At 69.6% G+C, this 26,409-nt stretch carries 25 protein-coding genes; 10 read left to right on the forward strand and 15 right to left on the reverse strand.

What is annotated here, in order from left to right; genetic code table 11:
• Window positions 1-65 precede the first annotated feature (65 nt).
• The 6 genes from ACN260_RS26440 to ACN260_RS26465 all read right to left on the reverse strand — a co-directional run bounded on the left by ACN260_RS26440 (window position 66) and on the right by ACN260_RS26465 (window position 4,058).
• Entirely contained in the window at window positions 66-689 is a 624-nt protein-coding gene (locus ACN260_RS26440) for a DUF2637 domain-containing protein (RefSeq protein ID WP_422753545.1), read from the reverse strand.
• Window positions 686-2,062, reverse strand: a complete 1,377-nt coding sequence (locus ACN260_RS26445) for an FtsK/SpoIIIE domain-containing protein (RefSeq protein ID WP_422753546.1) — start codon at window positions 2,060-2,062, stop codon at window positions 686-688. Before ACN260_RS26445 ends, ACN260_RS26440 begins: the two co-directional genes overlap by 4 nt.
• A gap of 38 nt (window positions 2,063-2,100) precedes the next feature.
• A complete protein-coding gene (locus ACN260_RS26450; protein WP_422753547.1) occupies window positions 2,101-2,394 on the reverse strand; it encodes a hypothetical protein in 294 nt (97 codons plus the stop codon).
• Between the two features lie 97 nt (window positions 2,395-2,491).
• Window positions 2,492-2,920: a hypothetical protein gene (locus ACN260_RS26455; RefSeq protein ID WP_194823255.1), complete on the reverse strand. Its 429-nt coding sequence runs from the start codon at window positions 2,918-2,920 to the stop codon at window positions 2,492-2,494.
• A gap of 114 nt (window positions 2,921-3,034) precedes the next feature.
• Entirely contained in the window at window positions 3,035-3,766 is a 732-nt protein-coding gene (locus tag ACN260_RS26460; protein ID WP_422753548.1) for a GntR family transcriptional regulator, read from the reverse strand.
• Between the two features lie 76 nt (window positions 3,767-3,842).
• On the reverse strand, window positions 3,843-4,058 hold the full coding sequence (locus ACN260_RS26465; RefSeq protein ID WP_363656759.1) for a DivIVA domain-containing protein: 216 nt from the start codon (window positions 4,056-4,058) through the stop codon (window positions 3,843-3,845).
• 1,048 nt (window positions 4,059-5,106) lie between these two features.
• Here ACN260_RS26465 and ACN260_RS26470 point away from each other — a divergent pair.
• From ACN260_RS26470 to ACN260_RS26485, 4 genes are all read left to right on the forward strand, one after another.
• On the forward strand, window positions 5,107-6,387 hold the full coding sequence (locus ACN260_RS26470) for a hypothetical protein (protein WP_422753549.1): 1,281 nt from the start codon (window positions 5,107-5,109) through the stop codon (window positions 6,385-6,387).
• Window positions 6,388-6,401: 14 nt separating this feature from the next.
• A complete protein-coding gene (locus tag ACN260_RS26475; RefSeq protein WP_422753550.1) occupies window positions 6,402-6,947 on the forward strand; it encodes a GNAT family N-acetyltransferase in 546 nt (181 codons plus the stop codon).
• A 53-nt stretch (window positions 6,948-7,000) separates the two neighbouring features.
• Window positions 7,001-7,369, forward strand: coding sequence for a hypothetical protein (locus ACN260_RS26480; protein WP_422753551.1), 369 nt, complete (start codon window positions 7,001-7,003; stop codon window positions 7,367-7,369).
• A 77-nt stretch (window positions 7,370-7,446) separates the two neighbouring features.
• Window positions 7,447-8,328 (forward strand): pentapeptide repeat-containing protein, encoded by an 882-nt coding sequence (locus ACN260_RS26485; RefSeq protein ID WP_422753552.1) that lies wholly within the window; start codon window positions 7,447-7,449, stop codon window positions 8,326-8,328.
• Window positions 8,329-8,888: 560 nt separating this feature from the next.
• On the opposite strand, the gene ACN260_RS26490 is transcribed toward ACN260_RS26485, so the two are convergent.
• The 3 genes from ACN260_RS26490 to ACN260_RS26500 all read right to left on the reverse strand — a co-directional run bounded on the left by ACN260_RS26490 (window position 8,889) and on the right by ACN260_RS26500 (window position 14,041).
• On the reverse strand, window positions 8,889-11,336 hold the full coding sequence (locus tag ACN260_RS26490) for a DEAD/DEAH box helicase (protein WP_422753553.1): 2,448 nt from the start codon (window positions 11,334-11,336) through the stop codon (window positions 8,889-8,891).
• A complete protein-coding gene (locus ACN260_RS26495; protein WP_422753554.1) occupies window positions 11,333-12,916 on the reverse strand; it encodes a site-specific DNA-methyltransferase in 1,584 nt (527 codons plus the stop codon). Before ACN260_RS26495 ends, ACN260_RS26490 begins: the two co-directional genes overlap by 4 nt.
• Before the next feature lie 762 nt (window positions 12,917-13,678).
• Window positions 13,679-14,041, reverse strand: coding sequence for an AMP-binding enzyme (locus ACN260_RS26500; RefSeq protein WP_422753555.1), 363 nt, complete (start codon window positions 14,039-14,041; stop codon window positions 13,679-13,681).
• Between the two features lie 224 nt (window positions 14,042-14,265).
• Here ACN260_RS26500 and ACN260_RS26505 point away from each other — a divergent pair, with 224 nt between their 5' ends.
• The 3 genes from ACN260_RS26505 (at window position 14,266) to ACN260_RS26515 (ending at window position 16,756) form a co-directional block, all read left to right on the forward strand.
• Window positions 14,266-14,682 carry a hypothetical protein gene (locus ACN260_RS26505; protein WP_422753556.1) on the forward strand — a complete coding sequence of 139 codons (417 nt, stop codon included), beginning with the start codon at window positions 14,266-14,268 and terminating at the stop codon, window positions 14,680-14,682.
• An 88-nt stretch (window positions 14,683-14,770) separates the two neighbouring features.
• Window positions 14,771-16,096 carry a sensor domain-containing protein gene (locus ACN260_RS26510; protein WP_422753557.1) on the forward strand — a complete coding sequence of 442 codons (1,326 nt, stop codon included), beginning with the start codon at window positions 14,771-14,773 and terminating at the stop codon, window positions 16,094-16,096.
• Between the two features lie 15 nt (window positions 16,097-16,111).
• On the forward strand, window positions 16,112-16,756 hold the full coding sequence (locus tag ACN260_RS26515; RefSeq protein ID WP_422753558.1) for a LuxR C-terminal-related transcriptional regulator: 645 nt from the start codon (window positions 16,112-16,114) through the stop codon (window positions 16,754-16,756).
• A gap of 107 nt (window positions 16,757-16,863) precedes the next feature.
• Here the strand turns inward: ACN260_RS26515 and ACN260_RS26520 are convergent, their stop codons facing one another.
• Window positions 16,864-18,171 (reverse strand): alpha/beta hydrolase family protein, encoded by a 1,308-nt coding sequence (locus ACN260_RS26520; RefSeq protein ID WP_422753559.1) that lies wholly within the window; start codon window positions 18,169-18,171, stop codon window positions 16,864-16,866.
• 170 nt (window positions 18,172-18,341) lie between these two features.
• Here ACN260_RS26520 and ACN260_RS26525 point away from each other — a divergent pair, with 170 nt between their 5' ends.
• Window positions 18,342-19,196 carry a helix-turn-helix domain-containing protein gene (locus ACN260_RS26525; protein ID WP_422753560.1) on the forward strand — a complete coding sequence of 285 codons (855 nt, stop codon included), beginning with the start codon at window positions 18,342-18,344 and terminating at the stop codon, window positions 19,194-19,196.
• Between the two features lie 115 nt (window positions 19,197-19,311).
• The gene (locus ACN260_RS26530) at window positions 19,312-20,256 is read left to right on the forward strand and encodes an NADP-dependent oxidoreductase (RefSeq protein ID WP_422753561.1); all 945 of its coding nucleotides are present in this window, start codon (window positions 19,312-19,314) and stop codon (window positions 20,254-20,256) included.
• A gap of 197 nt (window positions 20,257-20,453) precedes the next feature.
• Here ACN260_RS26530 and ACN260_RS26535 read toward each other — a convergent pair whose 3' ends face one another.
• From ACN260_RS26535 to ACN260_RS26545, 3 genes are all read right to left on the reverse strand, one after another.
• Window positions 20,454-21,815, reverse strand: a complete 1,362-nt coding sequence (locus ACN260_RS26535) for a glycoside hydrolase family 6 protein (RefSeq protein WP_422753562.1) — start codon at window positions 21,813-21,815, stop codon at window positions 20,454-20,456.
• Window positions 21,816-22,050: 235 nt separating this feature from the next.
• Window positions 22,051-22,443, reverse strand: coding sequence for a PPOX class F420-dependent oxidoreductase (locus tag ACN260_RS26540; protein WP_422753563.1), 393 nt, complete (start codon window positions 22,441-22,443; stop codon window positions 22,051-22,053).
• Between the two features lie 11 nt (window positions 22,444-22,454).
• A complete protein-coding gene (locus ACN260_RS26545) occupies window positions 22,455-23,087 on the reverse strand; it encodes a TetR/AcrR family transcriptional regulator (protein ID WP_422753564.1) in 633 nt (210 codons plus the stop codon).
• Between the two features lie 107 nt (window positions 23,088-23,194).
• Here ACN260_RS26545 and ACN260_RS26550 point away from each other — a divergent pair, with 107 nt between their 5' ends.
• Complete coding sequence (locus ACN260_RS26550) at window positions 23,195-24,370, forward strand: epoxide hydrolase family protein (protein WP_422753565.1); 1,176 nt, start codon at window positions 23,195-23,197, stop codon at window positions 24,368-24,370.
• A gap of 137 nt (window positions 24,371-24,507) precedes the next feature.
• Here the strand turns inward: ACN260_RS26550 and ACN260_RS26555 are convergent, their stop codons facing one another.
• A complete protein-coding gene (locus ACN260_RS26555; protein ID WP_422753566.1) occupies window positions 24,508-25,749 on the reverse strand; it encodes a hypothetical protein in 1,242 nt (413 codons plus the stop codon).
• Window positions 25,736-26,269, reverse strand: coding sequence for a SigE family RNA polymerase sigma factor (locus ACN260_RS26560; protein WP_422753567.1), 534 nt, complete (start codon window positions 26,267-26,269; stop codon window positions 25,736-25,738). Before ACN260_RS26560 ends, ACN260_RS26555 begins: the two co-directional genes overlap by 14 nt.
• Window positions 26,270-26,409: the final 140 nt, after the last annotated feature.

Raw genomic sequence — 26,409 nt, forward strand, 5'->3', positions numbered from 1 at the left:
CCCCGGCCGAGGCTGCTCGACCTTGGGCGGGGTCGGGGGCGTGGTGGGAAAGAGCTGCTGTTGGGTCACCGGTCACGCTCCGCACCATTGGCACCGTTGCGGGGTGCGAATGCCGCCGCTGGCACCGGCACGAGGCCCGGCCGTTGCGCCACCGTCGCGGGTCGGGCTGGTTCGACGTTCGCCGCCTGGTCGACGTCGACCAGGCGCAGGGACGGCCGCTCCTCGGCCCGGTCGTCGTCGGGTTGCCACTCGCCCCGGTCGGTGGTGTCGGCCAACGTGTCGCCGGCCGCCGGGACGGTAGGGGTGGGGGTGGTGGAGAAGACGAGCTTCGACAGGCCCAGGAACGCCAGAGCGGGGACGGCCGACAGCAGCCACCCGGACAGGCTCGGATGAGCCACGGCCAGTTGCGCGGCCAGGGACAGCGCGACGGCGCAGACGAGCAGGAACAGCGGGTAGCCGACCGGGCCCCCGGTCCGGCGGCGACGGCGGATGGTCAGCAGCGCCGCCAGGGGGAGCAGTTCAGAGATTGCGGCGTTGGCCCAACCGAACCAGTCCCCCGTACCGGTGGGAGAGTTGGCCATGGTCCAGTCATGGACGTGGGTGAACGACGCCGCGCCGGCCAGCCCGCCCACCGTGAGGACGATGAGCACCAGGACCACGCCCTCCACCCGGTCTGCGTTGGACTTCACGAGGTCACCCCCTGATCGGTGTCGCCGAGGCGGCGGTAGTCGCGGCCGAGCTGCCGGATGTCCTCATCGGTGAGGTAGGCGAAGCGAACCCGGAGGGGTTCGCGGACGCCGTCGAGGACCACGAACCCCACCCCAGGCGACGATTCGGGGATGCGGTCGCAGAGGGCTCCCCGGTCGCGGGCGCTGTCACCGAGGACCATGTCCACCTGCTCGGGTTCGGTCAGGCGTAGGCCGATGCGGGTCGGGAACAGGTCGCGGAACGGGAGTACGTCCTTGCGCGGGTCTTGGAGTGCAGCGACCACGTGCACGCCGACCGCCCGCCCCTGGGACAGCAGCAGGCCGAGGGATTCCTTGATCCGGTCGCGGACCTTCCGATCCGTGATGTACGCCGTCAACGCCGCCAACTCGTCGACCACCAGGACGAGCAACGGATCCTCGGGCGTCGGCGTGTGTTGGCGGGTGACCCCGCGCAGTCGGGCCGCCCGTACCCGCATCCGCTTCACGGCCTCTTCCAGGACGCCGGCCATGCTGTCGGGGTCGTCATAGGCGAACCGGGCGAACAGCGGCACCCCCGCCGCCAACTCCATCCCGCCCTTCGGGTCGAACGCCCACACCTCCACCAGGCCCGACCGGATGCCGCCGGCCAGGGAGCGGATCAGGGACCACAGCACCGATCCCTTGCCCGACCCGGTCGCCCCGGCGATCAGCACATGCGACCCCGACAGACGCAGCCGATACGGCCGCCCGTCCTCGCCGACCCCGAGCGCGAGCCCGTCGAAGTCCGGTACGTCGGCCACCGGCAAGGGCCCCACGATTCCGGCGAGGGGGTCACGGCGCATGAGGCGCAGCACCACCCGATCCGGGCGGTCCGTCGATCGGGCTTGGCCGGTGCGCAGGCGGAAGGCGTAGGCGAGGCGTTCCGCGGCCTGCCCCCAGTCGTCCGGGATCTGCCCCGGTAGCAACCGGACGGTCAACTCATCGCCGTAGCGGTCGCAGCGCACCCGCAGCAGTTGCGGCACGTACCGCTCACCGGCGAACGCGGTCGCCAGGCCACAGGTGGCCATCACCGACGCCCACCGGCGTCGGTAGATCACCAGCGCGCGGACCCGGGCGACCAGCGGATACCAGCCGAACCGCAGCCATGATGACGGATGCCACCGCCACCAGCCGAGACAGCCGCCGGCAACAGTCAGGGCGACGCCGGTCAGGACCAGGCCGCCGAACTCCGCCCGTACCCACAGAGCCAGCGCGGCCGGGGTGGTCAGCCACCAGTAGCGGATGGCGAGGACGGTGAGGCGGAACAGGCCCCGGGCGAGCCACCAGAACACCAGCAGCCAACCCGGAATCCGCCACGCCGGAAGGCGCACGTTCATCGGCGCCATGGGGACCTTGTCCCCGGGAATGACGTTGATCAGAGGCACAGGTCACCACCCCGGCCCGGACGCGCCAGCGTCGAGATGCACGAGCGGCAGGACATGCGGCGCAGGTCGAACCGTCGCGGCTTCACCCACCGGCAGCAGTACGGGCAGCGGATCGCGCACACCAGCCCGGAAGCTGGCGGCAACCGCAACACCGACCGCAGAACGGCCTCCGTCTCCCGGTAGGCATGCCGCAGCCCAGCCAGCCGGAAGCGGGTGAGGATGAGGGCCGCGCCGACGAGCAGGGGCACGGCGATGATCAGGGCAGGGGGAACTACGGTGGGCATCACGCCCTCCTTCACCAGATGAGGGATGGGAGAGCGCGGGACGGGTCGGGACTCTTGGCGGGGAAACGACCCGTCCCGCGCGCACAAGCAAGTGCGGTCAGGCAGCCACCGAGCCGGGAACGGCCGACGCCGGACGGATCGCGGTCGCCCGCAGCGAGTACGCCATCCGCGACCGGCAGTCACCCGACGACCGGCCCGGCTTGCACCGCTGCGAATCCACGTACGGGGTCAGGGTCAGGCCCTCGAACTCCACGGCCGGCGGGTACCCCGGCACGGTCGACGGCGGCGGCACCGGCTGCTGGGCCGCGACGACCTTGACCTTCGCCTCCGTCGACCGGCCGAACTTCCCGGCCTCCGGGTCCAGGTCCATCACCCGCACCACCCAGACCCGCTCCCCGGTCTCCTTGTCCCGCGCCTGGTTGTCCGCCTCACCCCGCCGCTCGAAATCAATCTGCGGCGACACGCCGAGGCAGAGCGCACCAGCGGGGAACACGTACTCGGACGGGACCGGCACCTTCAACGTCATCGGAACCACGACGAGACCTCCAGTTCCACAAGGCAACTCGACTAGTTGACTTGTTAAGTGAGATCGAAGGTAGAGAGTGCCAACTTGACTTGTCAAGTGGCTAATCCACTTTGGTCAGTCGAGCGGGTACACGTCTTCCAGGTCGTGCCGCGAGGCGGGAAGGAGCACGTCCACCGCGAGCAGCGGCGTGGCGCTGCGGTCGCAGATGACCAGCAGCACCGTCAGCACCGGATCGCTCTTGCGCACCTGCAACAACTTGGCCTCTTCCACGCTGGGCAGCCGCGCCGAGATGCGTTCGGTCACGTGGTCAAACTTGAGCCGCTTGCGGGAGGCCACATGTCGAAGCAGCCCTTCGGGCATCGTGTCCTCGGAGCCCACGCCGGTTCCCTCGGCCAGCTCGACGGAGAGGAACGCCGTGCCCAGCTCTACGGGTCCGACACCGTCAACGGTGATGAGCCGCCGACGTGCCACGACCGGTGTCCCCGGTTCCACGCCTAAGGCGACGGCCGCTCGCGGCGGCGCGGGCACGGTGCCGGCTGCCAGCAGCGTTGATTCGGCCCGTTCGTCGTCGTCGAGCAGGCCGTACCGGCGTGCCCCCGAGCGCTGCTCCTTGCCGCCCGGAGGGCCAAGGACGAAGCGGCCCTTGCCCTGGCGACTCTCGATCCAGCCGTCCTGTCGCAGCAGATCCAACGCTCGGACTACGACGGGCCGGGACGCGCGGAACTCGCGGATGAGTTCGGTTTCGCTGGGCAGCATCGCGCCTAGCGGGTAGGTGCCATCCTCGATGCGCTGTTGCACCGCGTTGACGATCACCACGTACTTCGGCGGCGCAACCTCGATCGGCACCGTTTCACTCCAGACGACAACTCGGCTTGTCAACAGGCTATCTGTGCTGCTGATCTCCTGTCCATGTGCTGTCGGCTCAGCGACCGGGCTTCGGCGTGAACTGGCTCTGCCATTCACGGAGAGTGTTCTTCAGTCGGGCGTTCTCTTCCCGAAGGCTGGCCTCGACCGCGTCCCTCGCCATCAGCTCGTCAACGACGCGATGCAGGAAGGCATAGACGTGTTCCTCGGACAGCCCACGCCGGCCGAACCGGGTACGCCGGAACCGCAGGCGTCGTACCTGGTCGGGGATCATCGGAGCCATCCGTAAGGCCGATCGAACGATTGCCACTGCCATCGAGCCCTCCCATCGAAGCCGCCGCATGTGCTCACCGCCGGAGTGCGTTCCTGTGCGCGGTACGAGCCGCTGGTTCGGGCTGCCGGACCACCGCTGGCGGTGTCGCCGCCTGCTGAAGGCCCGCCTGCCGGACGTAGATCTCTCGGCGAGCCAGAGCGTTTCCCTTCCGGTCGAGTACGTAGCCCGTGAGCCAGGCCCAGCCGTAGTAGGTGGGCCGATCACAAACCTTGATGACCCGAAAGACCAATGCACGGTCGCCGCTGAACTGCACCGACGCGTCCCGATTGACGTACAGCACGTCTCCCGGCTTCGGCACCATGAACGCCCGCCTTCCGTACGTCGAATGAGATGGCACCGGGACGGGCGGGTTCACGACCCCGGCCGACACCGCAGGTCTACCGGCACCCGTCCCGGGCCCTCTCGGGACGCAGCCGCGAGGCCGCGTAGTAGTCGGAGGGCGGCGGCCGTCACCTCTAGGCGACGGCCGCCAACCCCGCCCGCTGTCCCTGTGTGCCGGTGCCTGCACAGTCGAGACAGCCGCGCCGTTGCAGCCGGTTCGGGTCGCCCGGAGACCGGAGCGAGCGTCGAGGACTGGCCACCTTCCAGCCCCGTCCCTCGCATGCGGGACACGCAACCGGCGCGGACGGCGAGGACCGATGTGGACCCCGCTGCGGGCGCGACCCATCCACACAGCGCACGACCCGAACCCCGGTTTGCTCAGCGCCCCTCCTCGCCGAGCACCCCTCCCGGTATTCACGCCGATACGGCTGCCCATGTGCATCAACGGGATGCACATGCACAATTGCGGTGGGTGAGCCGTCCATGCAGGAAAGACTGCCCGGGGTCTGCGGGACCGATCGAGGACCCGCAACTACACCTCTGGCGGACATCGAGCGGACACCACGAGGACCTTCATTGCCGCAAGGACCTCACCCGGGCGAGCGTGGAGACAGCCCCATCAGGAAGGCGTAGACGGATGGCACGAGAACGCCGCGAACCTCGCACGATGCTGGAGCACCTGATCCAGCAGAGCGACCGCACGTACGAGGAACTGGCCGACGAGTTCTCCCGGATGGACGCCCGGGCGGCGATCAGCGCCCGGCACCTCGGGCGACTGGCACGCGGCGAACGCGACCTGGCCTCATCGACTCCCGCCACCCGGCGGGCACTACAGGCCATGTTCAACAAGTCCATCGACGAACTACAGCGCCCCTGGGCTACCCACCAGTTGACCCCTGCGCCGGAGCGACACCTTGTTGTCGACCCCACCGGTGCCGGCCCGGAAAGGAACCTCCTCGCCATGGCCGCACAACGCGCCCGCCAATACGCCATGCTCGCCGCCGAGTCCACCAGCCCCGCCGCCATCGAACAGCTCGCCGAGGACGTGCAGCGCCTCGCCCTGGCCTATCCGCAGCGCCCCGTCAGCCATGTGCTGCCTGACCTGGTCGAGACACAGGACACCCTGTTCACCCTCCTGGAGCGCCGCCAGGCCCCGAACCAGTCCAGGGACCTGCACTTCCTCGCCGGCATCACCAGCGGCCTGCTCGCCAAGGTCTCCCACGACATGGCCGACCCGCACTCGGCGATGCTCCAGGCCCGCACCGCCGTGCTCTGCGCCGAGCAGGCCGGACACCCCGGACTACAGGCGTGGCTGCGCGGCCTGCAATCCCTCGTCGCCTACTGGGCCGGCCGTCACGCCGAGGCGGTCCGCTACGCCGAAGCCGGCCGCCAGTACGCCGCCCAGGCCGGCGGTACTTCCGCCGTCTGGCTGCCCGCCAGCGCCGCCCGTGCCTACGCTGCCCTCGGTAACGCCGAGCAGGCCAAGGCCGCCATCACCGAGGCCGAGGACGCCTGGTCACGTGTCCGCCCCGACGAGATGGACGAGATGGGTGGCATCTGCACCTTCAACCAGCCCCGCACGCTGTACTACGCCAGCGACGCCCTCGCCTGGCTGCCCGGCGAGGCCGCCAACACCGAGCGGTACGCCCTACGCGCCGCCCAGGCGTACGCCGACCCCAACGATCCCGCATGGGCGTTCGGCGACCAGGCTGGCTCACACGCCAACCTGGCCATTGCCCGTGTGGCCAGCGGCGACTTGGACGCCGCAGCCGAGGCCCTGGCCCCGGTGCTCGACCTTCCCGCCGACCAGCGCATCAACGGCATCATCCACTCGGTGCGCCGCGTCCACCAGGCCATCACCCGCGCCGGCCACGCAGGCGACGCCCGCGACCTCATCGATGGCATCGAGCACTTCACCCACACCCCGGCCAACGCCCTACCTCGATGAGGCACCATCTGGTCATGGACCCGATCACCATCCCCGGCCGCGTCATCACCCTGCGCGACATGCGCTCCGATGACGCGGCCGACGCGTGGGCAATCGTCGGCGACGACCGCGTCACCCAATGGCTCTCCTTCGACAGCCGGGACCAGGCCGCCGCCGTCACCATGGTCGAAGGCACCATCCAACGCGCCCAGCACACCCCCCGCACCGAGTACTACCTAGCCGTCGCCGACGCAGACGATCGTATGGTCGGTTTCGCGCGACTCGGCCTCACCGGCCACCAGGCCGCCAAGCTCGGATACGCCATCAGCGCCGACCACTGGGGCAACGGCTACGCCACCGACGCCGCCCGCACGATGCTGGGCTTCGGCTTCCAGACGCTGAAGCTTCACCGCATCACTGCGGCCATCGGCCCCGACAACGCCGCCTCCATCACCGTTGCCGAAAGGCTCGGCATGCAGTACGAGGGCCGGCTACGCGACCACGTCTTCACCAACGGCGCATGGCGCGACTCCCTGCTCTACTCCATCCTCGCCCAGGAGTGGGCCCCCGCCGCCGGCTGACGTGACGTCCGGGGCGCGGAGCCGCCCGACAGCGCGCCGGTACGATCGCCGCCATGCGCGACGCCGACACGCCGCCGCAAGATCCCGCCGACGACCGATCGCACCCCGCAGCACTCACACCCCAGCAGCGCGCCGACCTGATCCGCGCAGCCGCCGCCGAGGTGCGCGAGCGTGTGCAGGCGTGGCGCGACAACCCGAACTGGCGCAACACCCCAGCCAACAGCCACCGCTACGAGACAACCGTCGGCGCGATCGGTGTCCTCAACGAGCTACCTGAGCCGGAAACCGAGGAAGCCGTAGCCAGCCTGGCGGATGCCGTCCGCCCGGTCGTCGCGGAGTGGCGCCCCAGCCGGCCAGGTCCGGAGCAGTCGATCTATGCAGCAGTGGAAAGCCTCTGGCGGACGATCGACGCCAGCACGTAGGAGCCGATGTCATTGAAGGACACTCCACTGCCGGGACAACTGGTTCAACGTGGCCCCCGGCGGGCCGGTTATACCGGTTGACAGAGCGCGCGGCCAGTCGCTCCGCGTGTGCTCCACACTGCCGCACCCGAGGGCTCGTTGATGGCCACGACAGGTTCGACGGGGCGAGGTTCAGCGGCGACGCCTGGTTCGACGGGGCGAGGTTCAGCGGCGTCGCCTGGTTCGGCGAGGCGACGTTCAGCGGCGACGCCGGGTTCAGCGGGGCGAGGTTCAGCGGCGTCGCCTGGTTCGACGGGGCGAGGTTCAGCGGCGTCGCCTGGTTCGACGGGGCGACGTTCAGCGGCGACGCCAGGTTCGACGGGGCGAGGTTCAGCGGCGTCGCCGGGTTCGACGGGGCGACGTTCAATGGCGACGCCGGGTTCGGCGGGGCGAGGTTCAGCGGCGACGCCTGGTTCGACGGGGCGAGGTTCAGCGGCGTCGCCTGGTTCGACGGGGCGAGGTTCAGCGGCGTCGCCGGGTTCGACGGGGCGACGTTCAGCGGCGACGCCAGGTTCAGCGGCGACGCCAGGTTCAGCGAGGCGACGTTCAGCGGCGACGCCAGGTTCGGCGAGGCGACGTTCAGCGGCGACGCGAGGTTCGGCGAGGCGACGTTCAATGGCGACGCCGGGTTCGGCGGGGCGAGGTTCAGCGGCGTCGCCGGGTTCGACGGGGCGACGTTCAGCGGCGACGCGAGGTTCGGCGAGGCGACGTTCAATGGCGACGCCGGGTTCGGCGGGGCGACGTTCAGCGGCGACGCCGGGTTCGGCGAGGCGAGGTTCAGCGGCGACGCCGGGTTCGACGGGGCGACGTTCAGCGGCGACGCCAGGTTCGACAGGGCGAGGTTCAGCGGTACCACGAGCTTCGATGGGGCCACCCTCGACGGGGTGAGGTACGACGGACCGAGGCCAGTTGCCGAATAGCATTGCCGAATTGACCTCTACGGGATCAAGCGCGCTCCGCGCGGCGCGGGCCGGGGCGGAAAAGTCAGCCGGCCCGAACCCCACGCCCCGCCCCGCGCGTCACTCCTGGGTCAGTGAGGTGACCCGGTGACGAGTCCCGAAGAACGACCAAGGCCAGGCGGACACGCTCTCACCCGTTCCCGACTATCCAGAGACCCACGAAGACCGGGGCCACCACGGACGGACGGAGTTGCCGAACAACCGCGGTTGGCCGCCGAAGCCCAAGGAGGGGAAGGGGTGAAGGTGGTGAGAGGGGGTGCGGGGTGCGGGAAGGGGCGGGGTTAGAGCTGTGCCTCCGGCGGGGGCCAGACGACTCCGAGATGGAGTTGCCGAACAGCTCCGGTGGGTGGGTGGTTGAGGTGGGATGCCATCCCGCCAGCCACCGACCCAGGCAAGCCGAGCAGACCAGGGCCAGGGCGACAAGGTCGTTCGTCCGGTAGGGCGCTCCACCTTGTCACCCTGGCCCTGGCCCGCTCCACGGAGTGTGGGTCGGCGGCAGACGGGATGGCGAAGGGACGTCCCTATCGCTCGGGGCGCGTTCGCACCAGCAGCTCTTCCCAGCTCTTCGACTGCTTGATATGCGTCTCCGTTGCGAACACGTAGTGCCACGCACCGAATCGTCCGTCGTCACGCACGGACCTGGCCCACTCCTCCCCGCTCCTCTTCTTGTCCAATACATCGACATCCCGAGCATCCCGGTCCGACTTGCCTTCGATTACCCAGTAGGCACCGTCAGTGTCGAGGACAATGAAGTCGGGGTAGTACTTACGTCCGTTGTCGCGCTCGATCCAAACCTCGCCCGGTTCGTACACCCGGATCCACCATTGAATAAGACCTGAACGGTCAAATAGATGCGCAAGTGCCCACTCGGTCGTCTTCGCATCAAAACTGGCTACGGGCTGGATGGAGCGGTCCCAACCCTCATACCAGCGTCGCTTGATAAACTCGTCCCACATGCTTGCAACATCGCTCGGCATCGGACGGCGGATAGGTATCTCCACCGGCCGGAATGCGTACTGCGGCTGAAGTTTGCGCATGTTGTAATTCGTCCGGATCAGGTCTGCGATAGCGCGCGCCGCTTGCTGGGCCCGGCGCTCGCTCCAAAGAGCCTCATCATCATCGTCCACGACGTCGGCACCAAGCAGGAACTCGCGAGTAATTCGCTGAGCCGCGTTAAGCTCCGGGAGGGTCTGCTCGACCAGCCCAAGAGCCCAAATTCGATCCTCTAGGTCCTTGCGGACCTCTGGGACCGGAAGGTAGCGCTGGGTCGCATCCTCGTCTTCCATTCTCTGTTCTCTGACGACGACCTTGCCCAGCATGTCCCGCTCTGCGATCAGGGCTTTCCGCGAGAGATGTACAGCGAATTCATGGCGGAAGCCCGCGCCCTCCGCCTGGGCGTCGGCGTTCCGGATCGCACTTAGCGAGAAGTGGACCGGCAGAACTTCCCTTTCCCGTCTTGGGAACGTGATCGACGGTGCGCCCTCTACTTTGTAGAGAATCTTGTGGCTAGTCTGTTCATCGCGACTATGCTGCTCGATCGCCGCTTCAATCGATGCCAATTGGAGCATGAGGGAGCCGTCGAGGTGCTCTCCCCCCGCAATTCTGGCAGGACCGACGAGGTTGAGAGTACCTTGGCTTTCGATCTCCTGCACCTCTGGAAGGTCAGTGGCCTTGCTGAGTGGAAGGGGTGGTTGATGCGGACCTTCGGACGTGGTCGGCGAAGCAGCAGACGGAGGCAGTACCTGCTGTAGCAAAGCATTCTTCTGTGCCAGCAACTGCCGGTAGGAATCGTGCGCCACGAGGTCCACCTGGTCGATCGCAGGCACGCCAACGCGTTCACCAAAGGGCAGGCGCAGACCTCGGCCCAAAATCTGCTCAGTCAGCGTCTGCGAGGCAAGCGCGCGATGTCCAACGATGACGCCGATGTTCTTAACGTCCCAGCCTTCCTTGAGCTTGTCGACCGACACAACGGCGCGGACCGGTGATTCCGCCGCCTCGACGGACGCCAGGGCGCCGAGGGCTTGATCGCTGGACTGGGACGTGATGAGGAGCACCTGTCCCTGGCCGGGGAGGAAGCCTTCTTGCGTCAGGGTTTCCGCAACCGCCTCCGCATCTGAAATCGATTGACAGACAACAAACAGAACGGGCGTAACCGAGTCTCGGCCATTCTGTTCAGCCCACGATCGCCAGACCACCTCCTTCCGAGCGCGGAGGTGGCATGCATCCGCGAGCTGCGTCCTGATGTCCTTGATTCCATCTTCGCGGTATACGATTACCGGAATCTTGACCCATCCGTCAGCGATAGCCTCTGCAAGCGTGTACTGATAAACAACTTTCGGAAGGTCAGCCTCATCGGGCGTAGCCGTAAGCCCTACGAGCGCGCGAGGGTTTAGCTCGCGTACTGCGGATCCGAACGCTCTGGCGCTTGACCGGTATACGTGATGCTCATCCGCGAGAATGACCAAGTCGTCCGCGTTTTCGAGGTGCTCATAAAGCCCTGACCCGATAAACTCATCTGTCTCCCGCACCCTGCGCGACGTGAGGACTGTCGGCTTGATGAGCTGCTGAACATTGAAGACAAAAAGCTTCAATACCGTGTCATCGTGGAGGGCGTCGCCCACCTGGCCTCGCGCAAAATTCTCCGAGGTTATGAGAATCGGCTGGTATTCTGACCCTGGGATGTATTTCGGATGGCCAGGTGTGAAGTTGGCAATGGTCTTATCCTGAATCGTCTTTCCGGGGGTGACGATCAGTACGTTGCGGATTCCCTTTGCTGCTAGGTAGTCAAGGAAGGCTGCGGCAAGGTAGGTCTTACCCACGCCAGTCGCCAGATCGCAGACCACTTCTCGTCCATCGCCTGCCTCGATTTTCTGTGCGACGGTCTTTAGCGCCTCCGCGTTAGGGCGTCGTAGCGCCATACGTGCGGCAATCTCGTCAACAAGTGACTCGTCGTAGGGTAGCCAGCTCATCGGACGACTCTCCCACGAGGAGTCAAGTCGGCGGGGGCCTTAAGGAGGCGGGAACCCTTTGAAACCTTGGTTAGTGTTTCCACTGCCTCCGGGCTTGCGCCTTTCGCCACGATTGTCACACGTTCTTCCTCTTCTAGGTGTGACACGACAGACCGCACGACAACGTCGTCTGCTACGCCGTCAATCACGGCGAGGCGAGTCCGCCCCTTGCTTCCACAGAATGGGCCGTCTGCTTTATATGTGAAGCGGAGCTGCGCTGCCACGGCCCGCGAAAACTCCTCACCCTTCGCCCAGTCAGCGAGCAGGAGTCTTTGTCCGAACCTTTCGTAGAGCGAGGGACCGACCTCAAGTACCCGAAAGCCGCCTCCGCCATCCCAGGCGGCATCCTTAGTAATGCCTCCCTTGTCATCTCCGCTTACGACCTTCTCCAGTCGTGGCTTTGTGAACCTCTCAACGGTTATTGGTGACGCCTCAACTAGGACCCACTTCCGGTTGAGCTTCTGCGCAACTGCGCCAGTAGTGCCAGAGCCGGCAAAGCAGTCCAATACGACGTCACCGGGCCGGGTAGCAATCTGGATTACCCTTTCAAGAAGCCGCTCGGGTTTGGGGGTCGCAAAAACGTCCCCCACAAGAGCCCGGACTTCCTCCTTGCCGTTGCGGACGAAACCCACCTCTTCGGGATGCCAGACCGAGGAGGGCACACGGCCGCCCCTGACCTCGGACAGATATCGCTTGAGATAAGGCCTGCTGCTCCCGTCAGGGCCCCAGTAAATGCGGCCATCCTCGTCCAAGCGCTTGAGTTCGTCCTCCGACACCCGCCAGTAGCTTCCCGATGGCGGGCCGGAAATGAGACGGCCGCTAGGCGTAGTTACAGGGTATAGGCCCTTAGAATAGAAGTTGCGAGCGGCCAGGTCTCCCCGCCTCCACGGGCCACGTGAATCTCCATCGGGGTTGACGTAAGCGGAGTCCATGGCCTCCGTCCGAGGCAACTGTTGGAACTTGGTGGCACCCAGATCCTTGGCATAGCAGAGAATGAAATCGTGATCGGCCGAAATGTGGGTAGCGGTATTTCTGGGATCATTGCGACGCTTCCAAATGACGGTAGCAATGAAGTTTGCTCGTCCGAAGATTTCGTCCATTAAGACTCGGCAATAGGCCACCTCGGCATCGTCGAGATGTACCCATACGGACCCGTTATCGGCCAGAAGGTCTCGGACGAGTAGAAGGCGCTCGCGCATCATTCCGAGCCAGACGGAATGCTCCAGCGAGTCTTCGTAGTCGTCAAATGCCTGTTTGGTATTGAATGGCGGGTCAATGTAGACGAGGTTGACCTTGCCCCTGTAGTGAGCTGCGTATTCGGGCGTTCGGGCCAGCGCATGGAGGGCGTCATAACTGTCCCCGCGGATGAGGAGATTGTCCTCAGGGCCGTCTGTGACATCGCCGACCCGCTCCCGCTGCTGAAGCAGGCGAACCTCAGTGACGAGGGGATCATCGCGCTCAACCCACTGATAGCTGCCATCGTCTGTTGGTATAAGTGCCTTGTCCTTGTTGACCCATGACAGAGTCAGACGGCCGCTCATGTTCTACTCCACTCTCTGCGTCTTGCGAGCCTATCGGCAGGGCAACGCGCGACAGAAGGCCGTGTTTGACCCTCGTTGGGGCTTTGCGTGGGCGTGCCCCCGGCCAGAGGTCCTGACCGGGCGAGTTGACGCTGTGCGATGCTGGGCCTGCTTGCCGAGGGGAGCGCGCGACGAGTCCGCTTCCGCGCGGTGCCGGCCATGCCTAGTACACGGGCCGGTGGGACCAGTACAGCAGCGGAGTACAGCAACCGATCCGCCTGTAGGAGCCGCAGCGCATCTCCTGTTGGCGGTGTGACAGCGCAGACGGACGCACAAGACCGCGTTGCCCGGAGCTACGGATCAGAAGGTGGCTGTACAGCCATCCGTACAGCCAAGCCGACCGACGGACGCCGTCCGAGGTCGACGGGAGCCGACACGGCGAGCAGGTCTACGGCAGTAACCGACGCTGACCGACACGAGTCTTGATCTTTACAAGGCGGGGTAGCCGTCGTGCTCGCGGCCTGCCCTGCGGGCGGCCTCCGGCCGTCCTCGGGCGTCCGCAGCGCTGAGCGCAGAGTATGTGCAATGATCTTGACTTTCGGAGCCGGCGAGCGGTCGGTCCGCCCAGGTCACGGCCGAAGTGGCCAGACTGTCGCTGTCGCCTTCCTAAACCGTGTGTCGCAGGTTCGAATCCTGCCGGGGGCACCTCGAAGATCATCTCGTACGCGAGAGGGCCCGGTCGCTGCACGGCTACCGCATACGGCACACCTGGGGGCTACCCGCTCACAACCAGCGCATGATCTTTCCAGTGGCGGATCGTGGGATGTGGTCGACCGGCTCGATGGATCGCGGCACCTCGACCGGGTTCAGCTCGGCGGCGCACCATCCGTGCAGGCGTCCGACTGACGTTCCCGGGCCCAGCACGACCCGACATGCCGGCACCTCGCCCCGGGCCTTGTCCTCCATCCCGAAGACTTCCGCATCGTGCATGCCCGGGAACCGGAGCAGCACGTCGCGGATGCGTGCGCAACTCACCCGGGTGCCGGCTACCTTCAGCCGCTCCCCCGGTAGCCGGCGCAGCAGCGCCAGCCACCGGCGCGCCGACCGCCACTCCGAGCGCACCGCGTTGGTGGTGACGACCAGCAACCACGGCAGCGCCGATCCATCGACCAGTCGGGCGTCACGCCAACAGCGCCACGCGACGACGAAGAACGCGTGGTTGTAGACCGGACGGGAGTACCGGTCGAAGAGCCGACCGAATGCCCACTCGTCACCGGTGGCGATCGAGGACGTTCGCCGCCGTGCCGCGGCGTCGGACCGTCCTTTCGGCGAAGGCCGCCGTGTGTGGTGGAGCGGCTCTCGCCGTGGGCATGACCGGGACGTCCGCCGGCTACCTGGGCGGACAGCTCGCGATCCGCGGCACCGCCATCCCGACCGCTTCCCTCGGGGATCCGGCGGTCCTGCGGGCGGTCCTGCTGACCGGCGGCTATCTGGCCGCCACGGCGCTGATCGGGGTGGGTGTCGGGGCGTTGGTACGGCACTCGGGGGCCGCGATCGGGACGTTGTTCGCTCTGATGTTCGTCCCCACGATAGTGGTCGGGCTGTTCGGCGAGCACGGCGTCGTCGTCGGACGCTTCATGCCGCTGCTGATGCTGCTCAACTCGGTGGCGGTGCTCTCGCCCGGGTCCGGACTGTTCAACGGGTGGGTCAGCGTGCTGCTGATGTACGGGTACGCGGCGGTGGCGATCGTGTGTGGTGGCGTCCTGCTCCGCTCCCGGGATGCGTGACCCACGGGCCGACGACGGCGGAGCCGGCCACCACCGGGCCGGTCACAACGGAGCAGGCCGCAGCGCGGTCATCGGCCAGAATGGGCCGATGACCGCGCTGCGCGCACCGTTCAGCGGACCGGTCCTGCGTCAGGCCGTGTTCTGCCTGGTCGGGGTGCTCAGCGCGGTCGCGGTCCTGGCCGTACCGATGCTCGTGCCCGCCGTGGGTGCCCTCGTCCTGTGGGCCACCGGGGCCATGTCCCGTGAGCCCGCCCCCACCGTCGCGCCGCTGTTCCTGGTGCTGTTCCCGCTCACCGTCGCGCTGCTGGTCGTGTTGGCCGCCCCGGCCGGGCGCGCGACGGGAGCGGTGCACCGCCGGTTCGCGTCCCGGCTGCTCGGCGTACCCGTGCAGGCTCCGCCACCCCGGCCGTCGCGGCGGCCCGGTGCGCTGGTCACCGACGGACCGGGCTGGCGGGCCTGCGGGTACGCCCTGCTCAAGGTGCCGCTGGCCGTGCCGCAGGGCTACGGCCTGTTCTGTTACGTGTTCGGGCCGGTCAACCTCAGCTACCCGCTGTGGTGGCCGCTGTTCCGCAACCATCCGCCCGGCACCCGCCTCGGGCCGGTGTGGGCGCTGACCCCGTTCGGCCCCGTCGGGGCGCGGACGATCGCCGGCACGTTCCTCATCGCGGCCGCCGGTCTCGCCATGCTCCTGGTGGCACCGACGCTGCTGCGGATCGGCACGACGGCCGACCTGGCCGCGATGCGGTGGCTGCTCGGTCCGCGCCGGCTCGCCGAACGGGTGCGGCAGCTCCAGGTCAGCCGGGCCCAGGCCATCGACGACGCGGCCACGATGATGCGCCGGCTGGAACGGGACCTGCACGACGGCGCGCAGATCCGGCTGGCGACGCTGGCCATGAACCTCGGCATGGCCACCGAGAAGCTCGGTGTCGACGGCCCGCCGCCCGACCTCGTGCAGGCCCGCGAGCTGGTCGCCCTCGCCCACCGTGGCGCGAAGGACGCCCTCGCCGACCTGCGCGACCTGGTACGCGGCATCCACCCGCCGGCGCTCGACAACGGCCTCGGCGACGCGTTGGCGACCCTCGCCTCCAGCAGCGCGCTCCCGGTCACGGTGACGGTCGAGCTGCCCGACCGGCCGGCGCCGGCGATCGAGACGATCGTCTACTTCTGCGCGGCCGAACTGCTCGCCAACGCGGCGAAGCACAGCCACGCGACCCGGGTCCGGCTCGGTGTCGTCGGCACCGGTCGGAGTCTGACGCTCGGGGTCACCGACGACGGCACCGGCGGCGCGGACCCGGATGGCCCCGGGCTGACCGGGCTGGCCCGCCGCATCACCGTCGTGGACGGCCGGATGCGGGTGCACAGCCCGGCCGGCGGGCCCACCCGGGTCGAGATCGAGCTACCCACACAGGTGTGAAACGGAGGCGACGGCATGCGGGTGGTGATCGCGGAGGACGCCGCGATGATGCGCGAGGGGTTGGTCCGGCTGCTCACCGATCGGGGCTTCGAGGTGTGCGCGGCGGTGGCCGACGCGGACTCGTTACGGTCGGCCGTCGCCGACGCCCTGCCGGACGTGGCCGTGGTCGACATCCGGATGCCGCCGACGCACACCGACGAGGGGCTGCGTGCCGCGATCGACATCCGCCGCGACCATCCCGGGGTCGGGGTGCTGGTGTTCTCCCAGTACGTCGAGACCCGCTACGCGACCCGCCTGCTCACCGACCGGCCCAGCGGGGTCGGCTACCTGCTCAAGGACCGGGTCGCCGACGTCGCCGACTTCGTGGCGGCGCTGACCCGGGTGGCGGCCGGCGGCACAGCGCTCGATCCGGAGGTGGTCGGTCACCTGATGCGGGCCGGGCGGGACGTGGCGGGGCTGGCGTCGCTGACCCCCCGCGAGCGTGCGGTGCTCTCGGCGATGGCCGAGGGCCGGTCCAACGCCGGTATCGCGGCGGCGCTCGCCATCACCCCCGGGGTGGTGGAGAAGCACGTGGCGAACATCTTCGCGAAGCTCGGGCTGCCGTCCTCGGACGGCGACAACCGCCGGGTGCTGGCCGTCCTGCGTCACCTCGGCGGCTGACCCCGCCCGGTCCGACGCCGGCCGGCGTGCGTGCCCGTCGGCCGGCGACCGACACGAACGCCGGCCGGCAACTGACACGGCTGCCGGCCGGCGGGGTGGATCGCGGGTCAGGGGATGAAGGTGACGCCGGGCAGTCGTGGCGACGGACCGTCCAGCAGGTGCCCGTCCCGGTCGCGCAGCCACCTGTCGAAGAAGGCGGTGACCAGAGTTTCCTGGGTGCGGATGGCGCGGGCCGGGTCGATGGTGCCGATGGTCCCGGTGACGAAGCTGTCGGGCAGGCCGAGTTGCCTGGCGATCTGCGGGAGCAGCGGTACGACGTCCTTGTAGGCGTCCTCGCTGGGCGCGCCGTCGAGCCGCAGGTCGACCCGCCAGCCGGTGCTGTTGTCCCACAGCATCCGCCAGGACGGCGTCTGCCGGTGGTCGGTGCCGGAGTCACCGACGAACATGAACGGCCGGTCCAGGCCGGTGCGGGTCACCGGCCACAACCGGAGGGCGTCCGGGACGATGGGTGACTCGATGCTGCCGTCCATGTCGATCGCGGCCCTGATCCGGGGGTCCTCGCTCATCACCTGCAGAGCGGTGATCCCGCCCGCCGAGACGCCGAACATGCCGGTCCGGCGCAGGTCCAGGCCGCCCGCCACGCCCCGGGGCAACGGTCGGCCCTCCGCGTCGGGGTTCACGCCCCGGTGCAGGGCCGCCAGCTGGTCGAGTACGAAGCGGGTGTCCGCGACCCGGGTGTCGAACACGCGGGCCGCGAGTCGCTGGAAGTCGTCGGGCTGCTGCGCCTGCTCGAAGAGCTGCGGCAACACGGTGGTGAGGACCCGGCCGTCGGGGAACTCCACCTCGGACGTCTCGTAGGTGTGGTCGATGGTCACCACCACGTACCCCCGGCTGGCCAGGTCCTGCACCACGGTGGTGTTCCAGGTCCGTGGGTCGCCGGCCCCGGGTGAGTACAACACCACGGGGAACGGTCGCGCGTGCCGCGCCATCGGCGCACCCCGGTGACCGCTGGTCCGGGTGGCGGCGAAGTCCACCGCGCCGGCCGGTATGCCGTACAGGCTGACTCCGACCCCGTCGGCGCTGCCGAAGTGGGCCGCCGCGCCGGACAGCATGTGGGGTGCCCGGGGGAAGCGGGCCACGTCGGTGGCCGGGTACCAGAGGCTGACCATCAGCTCGCGGGAGGCGGGGGTGGTCGCCCACGGGTCGGTGCGGGTGCGGTCGACCAGGTGCAGGTCGACCGTACCCACCGGATAGGGCCCGGTCGGCGTCGGCAGTCTCAGCCGGGCCGGCCCGTCGCCTCCCTTCAGGGTTGACGGCGCGACGGTGCCGAAGGCGAAGGTGGGTGCCGCGTTCGCCAGGGTCAGACAGCCGGTGACCAACGCGGCGAACAGGGCTGTGCGGATTCCTCGTGCCATGAGCGGGCTCCTCGGGAAACCGGGGCTGCGCCTGCGGCCGCCCTCGGTCGTTCCCACGCTAGGAGCGCGACGGGGCCGGTAGAAGGCGGCTTCCACCCGCACCCGTCCCGGGGATAACCCCCGGGACCACCCGCGACCTGCGGTCCGACCGGGCGGGGCACACTGGGGCCGTGGAACGTCACGAGTTCGGCGTCGCGGTGCGCCAGTTGCGGGAGGGCACGACGCCGGCGACGGTCGGGCTGCCGGTCGGCCGGCGGCGGGTGCAGGGGTTGCGGCGGGAGGAACTCGCCGACCTGGCGGGAATGTCGGCGGACTACGTACGCCGGCTGGAGCAGGGGCGCAGCCACCCGTCGGCCGGGGTGGTGCAGGCCATCGCCCGTGCCCTGCGCGTCGGGCGGGCGGAGTACGAGCGGCTCTGCGCGCTTGCCGGGTACGCCGCCGCCGACGGGCGGGTGCCGAACGAGATCGGTCCGGGCGCGATGCGGCTGCTGGAACGGTTCACCGACACCCCGATGTTCGTCTCCGACGCGGCGATGAACCTGGTCGCCGTGAACAACGCGTTCCTGGCCCTGGGGCACTGGGACCTCACCGGGGACCCGTGGGAGTGGAACGTCGCCTGGCGTACGTTCTGCGACCCGTTCCTGGGTTTCCGGCAGTCGGCGGCCGAGGCGACCGATCACGAGGCGGTCCTCGTCGCCCGCCTGCGCAGCGCCGTGTTGCGCTACCCGACCGATGCCTCCCTCGCCGCGTTGGTGGACGAGATGCGTAGCCGCAGCGGCCTGTTCGACACGCTGTGGCGCACGCCGCGATCGGTGGCCGCCTACGAGAGCAGTGCCGCGTTCGTTCATCCGGACGGTGGCGTCGTCACGCTCGTCGGGAGCCTGCTCACCATCCCGGGCGACGATCTGTCGGCCCTGATGCTCACCGCGGCACCACGGTCGGCCGATGCGGCGCGCCTCGCCGAGATCGTCGACGACGCCGGTGGGCCGGGCATCGTCAGGGTGGGCCAACCTGGCCCAGGCTGACCACGCCGGTTCCTGCCAGATTGGGTGACGCATCCAGCATCGAGCGATGCCGCACCCGTACTCCGCCGCACGGCCGAAACCCGTCGGCGGCGTCCACCCGAAGGTAGGTCCAGCAATGAAGGCAGTGCGTTTCCACGAGTTCGGTGGTCCCGAGGTGCTGCGTTACGAGGACGTGGAGCAGCCGGCCCCCGGCGTCGGCCAGGTGCGCGTCCGCGTCGCCGCCACGTCGTTCAACGGGGTCGACGGCAACATCCGGGCGGGCTACATGCAGGGCCCGATCCCGGTCGAGCTGCCCCACACCCCCGGCCTCGACGTCGCCGGCACGGTCGACGCGGTCGGCGACGGTGTGACCGACGTCGCGGTCGGCGACCGGGTCATCGGCTTCCTGCCGATGACGGGCACCGGAGCGGCGGCGGAGTACGTGATCGCCCCGGCGGAGATCCTGACGGGGGCGCCCAGGAACATTCCGCTGGCCGACGCGGCGGCGCTTCCGCTGGTGGGCCTGACGGCGTGGCAGGCGCTGTTCGACCACGGCAGGCTGACCGCCGGTCAGCGGGTGCTCGTCAACGGGGCCGGGGGTGCGGTCGGCGGCTACGCGGTGCAGTTGGCGAAGGAGGCCGGTGCCCGGGTGATCGCCACGGCCAGCCCCCGCAGCGCGGACCGGGTCCGGGCCGCCGGGGCCGACGAGGTGATCGACCACACCGGCACCGACGTGGCGGCTGCGGTGACCGAGCCGGTCGACCTGGTGCTCAACCTCGCCCCGGTCGCCCCGGAGCAGCTCGCCGCGTTGGTCCCACTGATCCGTGACGGCGGGGCCCTCGTCAACACCACCGTCTGGATGCCGGCACCCTCCGACGACAAGCGCGGCGTACGCGGCATCGACCTGTTCGTCCGCAGTGACGCCGACCAGCTCGCCGACCTGGCGGCGCGGGTCGGCACCGGCGAGTTGCGGGTCGAGGTCGCCCGACGGGTGGCGCTGGCCGACCTGCCCGCGCTGCACGCCCAGGCCGGCGCGGGTGAGTTGTCCGGCAAGATCGTCATCCTCGCGCCTGCGGCCTGATCCGCTCGCAGCTGGGTCGGTCAGGTCGTCGGCCCCCGCAGTCGACGCCGCTCTCACCGGCATCGCCGCCCGGCGACCGGGTCCGGGTCCCGGGTGACCGCACCGGCGTAGACGTGCGAGCCGGAGCGGGGGACGCCGAACGGCGACGGCCCGGCGCGGAAGGGTTCTCCGCGTCGGGCCGTCGCCGTCGGGTGGGATCAGTTGGCCGCGCAGGTGGCGGTCGCACCGGGGCCGGTGCCGGTGCCCTGGAAGCCGAAGTTGGTCGACTGCCCGGCACCGACCTGCCCGTTGTAGCTCACGTTGGTGAACCGGACGGTCCCGCTGGTGCCGCTGGACTGCGCGCTCCAGGTGCTGGTGACGCTGGCACCGCCGGGCAGGTTGATGCTGACGTTCCAGCCGTTGAGGGCGGTGGCGCCGGCGGTGACCGTCACGCTCGCCGTGAAGCCACCGTTCCACTGGTTGACCACCACCGACGCGGTGCAGCCGTTGCCGGCCGGCGGCGGCGTGGTGGGGGGCGGCGTGGTCGGCGGAGCCGTGGTGGGCGGCGGGGTCGTCGGCGGAGCCGTGGTGGGCGGCGGCGTGGTCGGCGGGGTCGTCACGGGCGGGTTGGGCGCGCCGTTGGCCAGGCTGAAGGCCAGGTCCGGCTGGAAGGAACCGGCGGTGTAGCGGCAACCGTCGGCCTCACCCGGCGGCTTCACCCAGAGGTACGCGTCGATGTTGTTGTCGCCGGTGTTGGTCGTCGGGTACTGCCCGATGCGGCGGTCGGTGTTGTCGTCGCCGCACCAGTCACCGCTGGCACCGCCGTTGCGGCTGGTGTCGATGACCTGGCGCTTGCCGGAGATGCCCATGCCGTTGAGGGCGTTGATGACGTTCCGGCCGAAGTTCGCCTCGCTGGAGGTGGGGTTGAAGTTCGACACGTTGGTGAAGAAGCCGTCGGCGTACTGCACGCCGGCCGCCCGCAGGCGGTTGGCCGTCTCGTTGGCGCTGTTCCAGGTGGAGTGACCGCCGTCGAGGTAGACCTTGGCGTTGGGGTTCGCCGCCTTGAGGGTCCGGGTGGCCGTGGAGATCGCCTGGTTACGGGCGTTGATCTCGTTGCTGTTCAGGCAGGTCAGCAGGGCGAGCGAGTCGGTCTCCAGGATGATGATGACCGTCTGGTTGCCCAGCCCCCGGGCGAAGTTCGACACCCAGGTCTGGTACTGGTTGAGGTCGGGTGCGCCACCGGCGCTGGCCCCACCGCAGTCCCGGTTGGTGATCTCGTAGATGGAGAGCACCGGGATCTGCCGTGCGGAGTTGGCGGCGCCGATGAACGACGCGGCCTCGGACTGCGCGGTCGACGGGTTGAAGTTGGCGAACCACCGGGCCTGCGGCTGGCTGGCGATCTTGTCACGGATCACGCCGACCCGCGAGTCGCCCGGGTTCGCGGCGACCCAGCGGACGACGGCCGTGGTCGGGTCGCGGTAGAGCGGTCCGGATATCGTCCCGGCGGAGGCGGTGCCGCCGGCGAGGCCTACGCCGGCGGCGGTGACGCCCGCGACGGCCGCCACACTGAAGGCCGCCACCGATCTACGGCGGAGCGAGGAGAGGGTAGCCACGACGTGTTGCCTCCTGATCACATAGATGTTTCTACATGGGAGCGTTCCCACGACGGTAGCCGAGGCATGCGTCGCTGCCAAGACGTACGGCCCACCCATTAAGACATCGACCAACTTCACCGGCCAGCGGGCCGGACGGCAGCGTAACGCCGGTGCGGGGTGCGGCGACCGGAACAGGGAGGCGGCAACCCCGCTCACCGGGTCACGGTGTGTGCACCCGATCGACCTTCACGGTGAGCAGGACCCGCTGCTGCCCGCCACCGCCGAAGCCGGGATAGGGGCGACCGAGGTACCTCCGGGACAACTCGTCGATGTGCTCGCGGGCACCGGCGGCGGAAATGTCCACCACGCTGCCGCGTAGCGCCCAGTACCGGGCCGGGGCGGCGGGGTCGGCGACGCCGATGGCGACCCGCGGGTCGCGCCGTACGTTGCGGGTCTTCTGGTGGGTGTCCACGGTGTTGACCAGCACGTGCTCGCCGTCGGTGCCCACCCAGGTCTGGGAGATCTGCGGCGACCCGTCGGGCATGAGCGTGGTCACGAAGCAGATCGCCGTACCGTGCAGGACCGCGACCAGGTCGTCGGGGAGAGTCGTCATGGGCTGCGCCTTCATCTCGGGGTGTGGTGGTAGAGCCGGCCGATGACCGACTCCTCCGGCGGGTCGTCGGACAGGTCGGCCCCGCGCAGGCCCGCCAGGGCGATCCGCAGCGCGCGCCGCCACAGCTGCGGGGCGAAGTCGCGGGAGGCGTCCATGACGCTGCCCACCATCAGGTGTGCCGCGGCGAAGTCGGCAGGGGTCGCGCCGGCCGGGAGCTGCCCGGCCCGCACGGCCCGGTCGACCAACCCGGCCACCAACGGGGTCATCCGCTCGTGCGCCCGCCGCACCAGGGCGGTGGCCTGGTCACCGCCCCGCAGCAGCTCCCCCAGCCCCCGGCTCTGCGCCTCGATCTCCAACTGCTGTTCGAGAAACCAGGTGAGCCCGGCGAGGGCGTCGTCGTGGCGCGCGGCCTGTTCGGCGAAGCCGATGACCCGGTCGATGTGCTCACTGAACAGGGCGTCCAGCAGGTCCTGCCGCTGCGGGAAACGGCGGTAGACGGTGCCCATCCCGGTGCCGGCCGCCCGCGCGATCTCCTCGTACGACACCTCCAGGCCGTTGCTGGCCATCAGCGCGTACGCGGTGCGCAGCAGCAGTTGGCGGTTGCGCTCGGCGTCGCGGCGCAGGGTGGGAGGCGGAACGCTCACCTGCCGCAGCCTAACCAAGTGGAATCCAAATTCCAAGTGGAAAAAATATTCCACTTATGGGTTACGCTGACCCCCTTCCACGACCCGACCACCCTCAGGAGCCCCCGATGACAGCCACTTCCCCCAGCGACCTGGTGCAGCCGTTCACGATCGACGTCCCCGACGCCGACCTGCGCGACCTGCGACGCCGCCTGGCCGACACCCGGTGGCCGGACCGCGAGACGGTGCCGGACGGGAGCCAGGGCCCGCAGCTGGACCGCATCCGGGCGCTCTGCGACCACTGGGCGACCGGCTACGACTGGCGGCGGGCCGAACGCGACCTCAACGACCTCGGCTCCTCCCGTACCGTCGTCGACGGGATCGACATCCACTTCCTGCACGTCCGCTCGGCCGAGCCGGACGCGGTGCCGCTGCTGCTGTGCCACGGCTGGCCCGGTTCCGTCCTGGAGTTCCGACGCCTGATCGGCCCGCTGACCGACCCGGTCGCCCACGGCGGCGACGCCGGGGACGCCTTCCACGTCGTGGTCCCCTCCATGCCGGGCTTCGGCTTCTCCGGCCGGCCCACCGGCACCGGCTGGAACGTCGCCCAGGTCGCCGACGCGTGGGTGACCCTCATGGGGCGGCTCGGCTACGACCGCTGGTTCGCCCAGGGTGGGGACTGGGGCGCCGCCGTCGTCGAGCAGATCACCCGTACCGCCCCCGAGCGGTGCCGGGGCGCGCACTTCAACCTGCCGCTGGTGTTTCCCACCCCGCAGGAGATGGCCGAGGCCACCGACGCGGAGCGGCAGATGATCGCCCGCGCCGGGCGGTACCGGACCGAGCTGGACGGGTACGCCCGCGAGCAGGCCACCCGGCCGCAGACCATCGGTTACTCGCTCGCGGACTCGCCGGCCGGGCTCGCCGCCTGGATCTACACCCTCTTTCAGGACGTCACCGACAGCGACGGCGACCCGGAGCAGGTCGTCGACCGCGACGAGATCCTCGACGACATCATGCTCTACTGGCTGCCCAACGCCGCGACGTCCGCCGCCCGGCTCTACTGGGAACAGCGGCGCGACGACGCCGGTGCCGCCGGGCCCGGGGAGCCCAACCCGGTACCCGCCGGGTTCAGCATCTTCCCCGGCGAGGCCGTGCAGGCGTCCCGGCGCTGGATCGAACGACGCTACGCGACGGTGGTGCACTACGCGCAGCTCGACCACGGCGGTCACTTCGCCGCACTGGAGCAGCCGGCCGTCCTCACCGAGCAGATCCGGACGACCTTCCGCGCGCTGCGGGCCCGCTGACCGTACGGGGGCCCTGGAACGGCGACAGCGGCACCGCCGTCGTGCGCGGTGCCGCTGTCGCCGGTGGCGGCCGGTCCCGATCGGCCGCCGGAGGGGGCGGCCGGTCCCGATCCCTGCCGCCGGAGGGGAAGGTTCCGTTACGGCCGGAGAGCCTGCGCGGCCGGGGTCCAGGTCGACTCGTCCCTGACGTCGGCGACCCTGATGCCCTTGGCGACCTTCTCCAGCTCGGCCAGCGGCAGCTTGTTGCCCAGGCCCATCCCGCTGACCTGGAGGACGACCGTGCCGTCGGCGTTCCAGATGTTGCAGAAGCCGCCGCCTCCGGCACCGTCACCCGGGGCCCGCCGGTCCGAGCCGGGGTAGCACTTCGTCACACCCGGCTCCGGGGACTGGTTCGAGCTGCCGGCCGGCGTGACGAAGATGTGGAAGCCGTCCTTGATGCCGTTCTCGGCCTGGTCGTAGGGCGCGGTCAGGCCCGAGGTGGGCGCGGCCGGCCGGGTGTACGTCGCGCCGCCGAAGTCACCGGCGCGGGCCGCGGCGATGCCGCTGAGGCCGGGCATGGCGTGCGTGCCGGACTGCAACGGCCGGTAGCCGGCCGGCACGTAGCCGACGGTGAACGGCACCGTGGCCGGCTTCGGCCGGCTCGGCTTCAGACCGCCGACCAGGCCGCCGAGGTCCTGGAAGCTGGGCGAGGCCACGGAGCTGGAGATGGACGTCACCGCCGCCCACGCGTCGGGGGCGTACTCCCACGCGAGCAGCTTGTTGCCCTCGTCGACCGGCTTGCTCGGGTCGAGGCCGACCGGCAGGGTCGCCTGCACGGCCCGGTGCCCGGCCACGGTGACCTTCCGGCCGTTCCTGATCCCGGCCGGGTCGAAGACGCCCGGCCGGTAGACGGTCAGGTACGCCCACAGGCTGGGCTTGCCCCCGGTGGCCCGCTTCTTGCGCTCGATGGCGTCGCCGCCCGCCTCGATCTCGTCGGCGGTGACCGGCTTGTCGTTCGAGACGTGGCCGTCGGAGTAGACCGAGGCGATCTGGTAGCCGACCGAGGCGACGATCGGGTCCTGCACGTGCAGCGGGCCCGCGTCGTACCCCTTGAAGGTGAAGGTGAACGGCGGGGCGTCGGACCAGCGGGCCTCGGCGGGTGCGGCGGCCGCCGCACCCGCCGAGGGCGGCGCGGCGGTGGTGTCCCGACCGGCGCCCAGGGTCGGCAGCGCGAACGCGCCGGCGACCGCGACCACCACCAGGCCGGCCGCGCCCGCCGAGGCGAACCCGGCCCGACGACGCCGCTGCGCCCGTCGCCCCGCCGCGACGATGTCATCGGCGGTACGGGTCATCGGTGGCTCCTGACCGGTCACCGCGTCCACGAATTCATGCAACTGCACTGGTCCACTCCTCGATCGAATTCCCGGTGAGATTGATGCGTTCGGCGGCGAGCGACTCGCGCAGCTTCGCCAGGCCACGGGAGACCTGGCTCTTGGCGGTGCCCACCGTGCAGTCGAGGACGCCGGCCGTGTCCTCCAGGCTCAGGCCCAGGTAGTGCCGGAGCACGACGGCGGCCCGCTGCCGCGCCGGCACGGCGTCGAGCGCGGCCCGCAGCCGCATCCGCTCGTCGGTCGCGTCGGCCGGGTCCCGCAGCGCGACGTCCGGCAAGGCGTCACCGGACGACCGCTCCCGCCGCCACGGCCGCCGGGTCTCGTCGACCGCCGCCCGGTAGACCATGGTCTTGACATAGAGATCGGGTCGATCCAGCTTCCGCCAGCGGGGATAGAGCTTGACCAGGGCGTTGGCCACGGCGTCCTCAGCCGCGTGCCAGTCACCGCAGGTCATGTACGCCAGCTTGCGCAGCGACGCCATCTGGGACGTCACGAACTCGCGGAACGCCTGTTCGTCTTCGGCTCTCACGTCGGCTGCCTCCTTGTGCCGGAGGTAGAACGGAGGCACCGGCCCGGGGAGTTGCACGGCCCGGTCAAGTAGTTTCCGAGTCACGCTGCGTAGGCGACCCCGGGGGTGGCCGCGACACCGTCGGCCCGACCCGGTGACGC

The organism is Micromonospora sp. WMMD708 (assembly GCF_049315245.1).
Taxonomy (GTDB): Bacteria; Actinomycetota; Actinomycetes; order Mycobacteriales; family Micromonosporaceae; genus Micromonospora; species Micromonospora wenchangensis.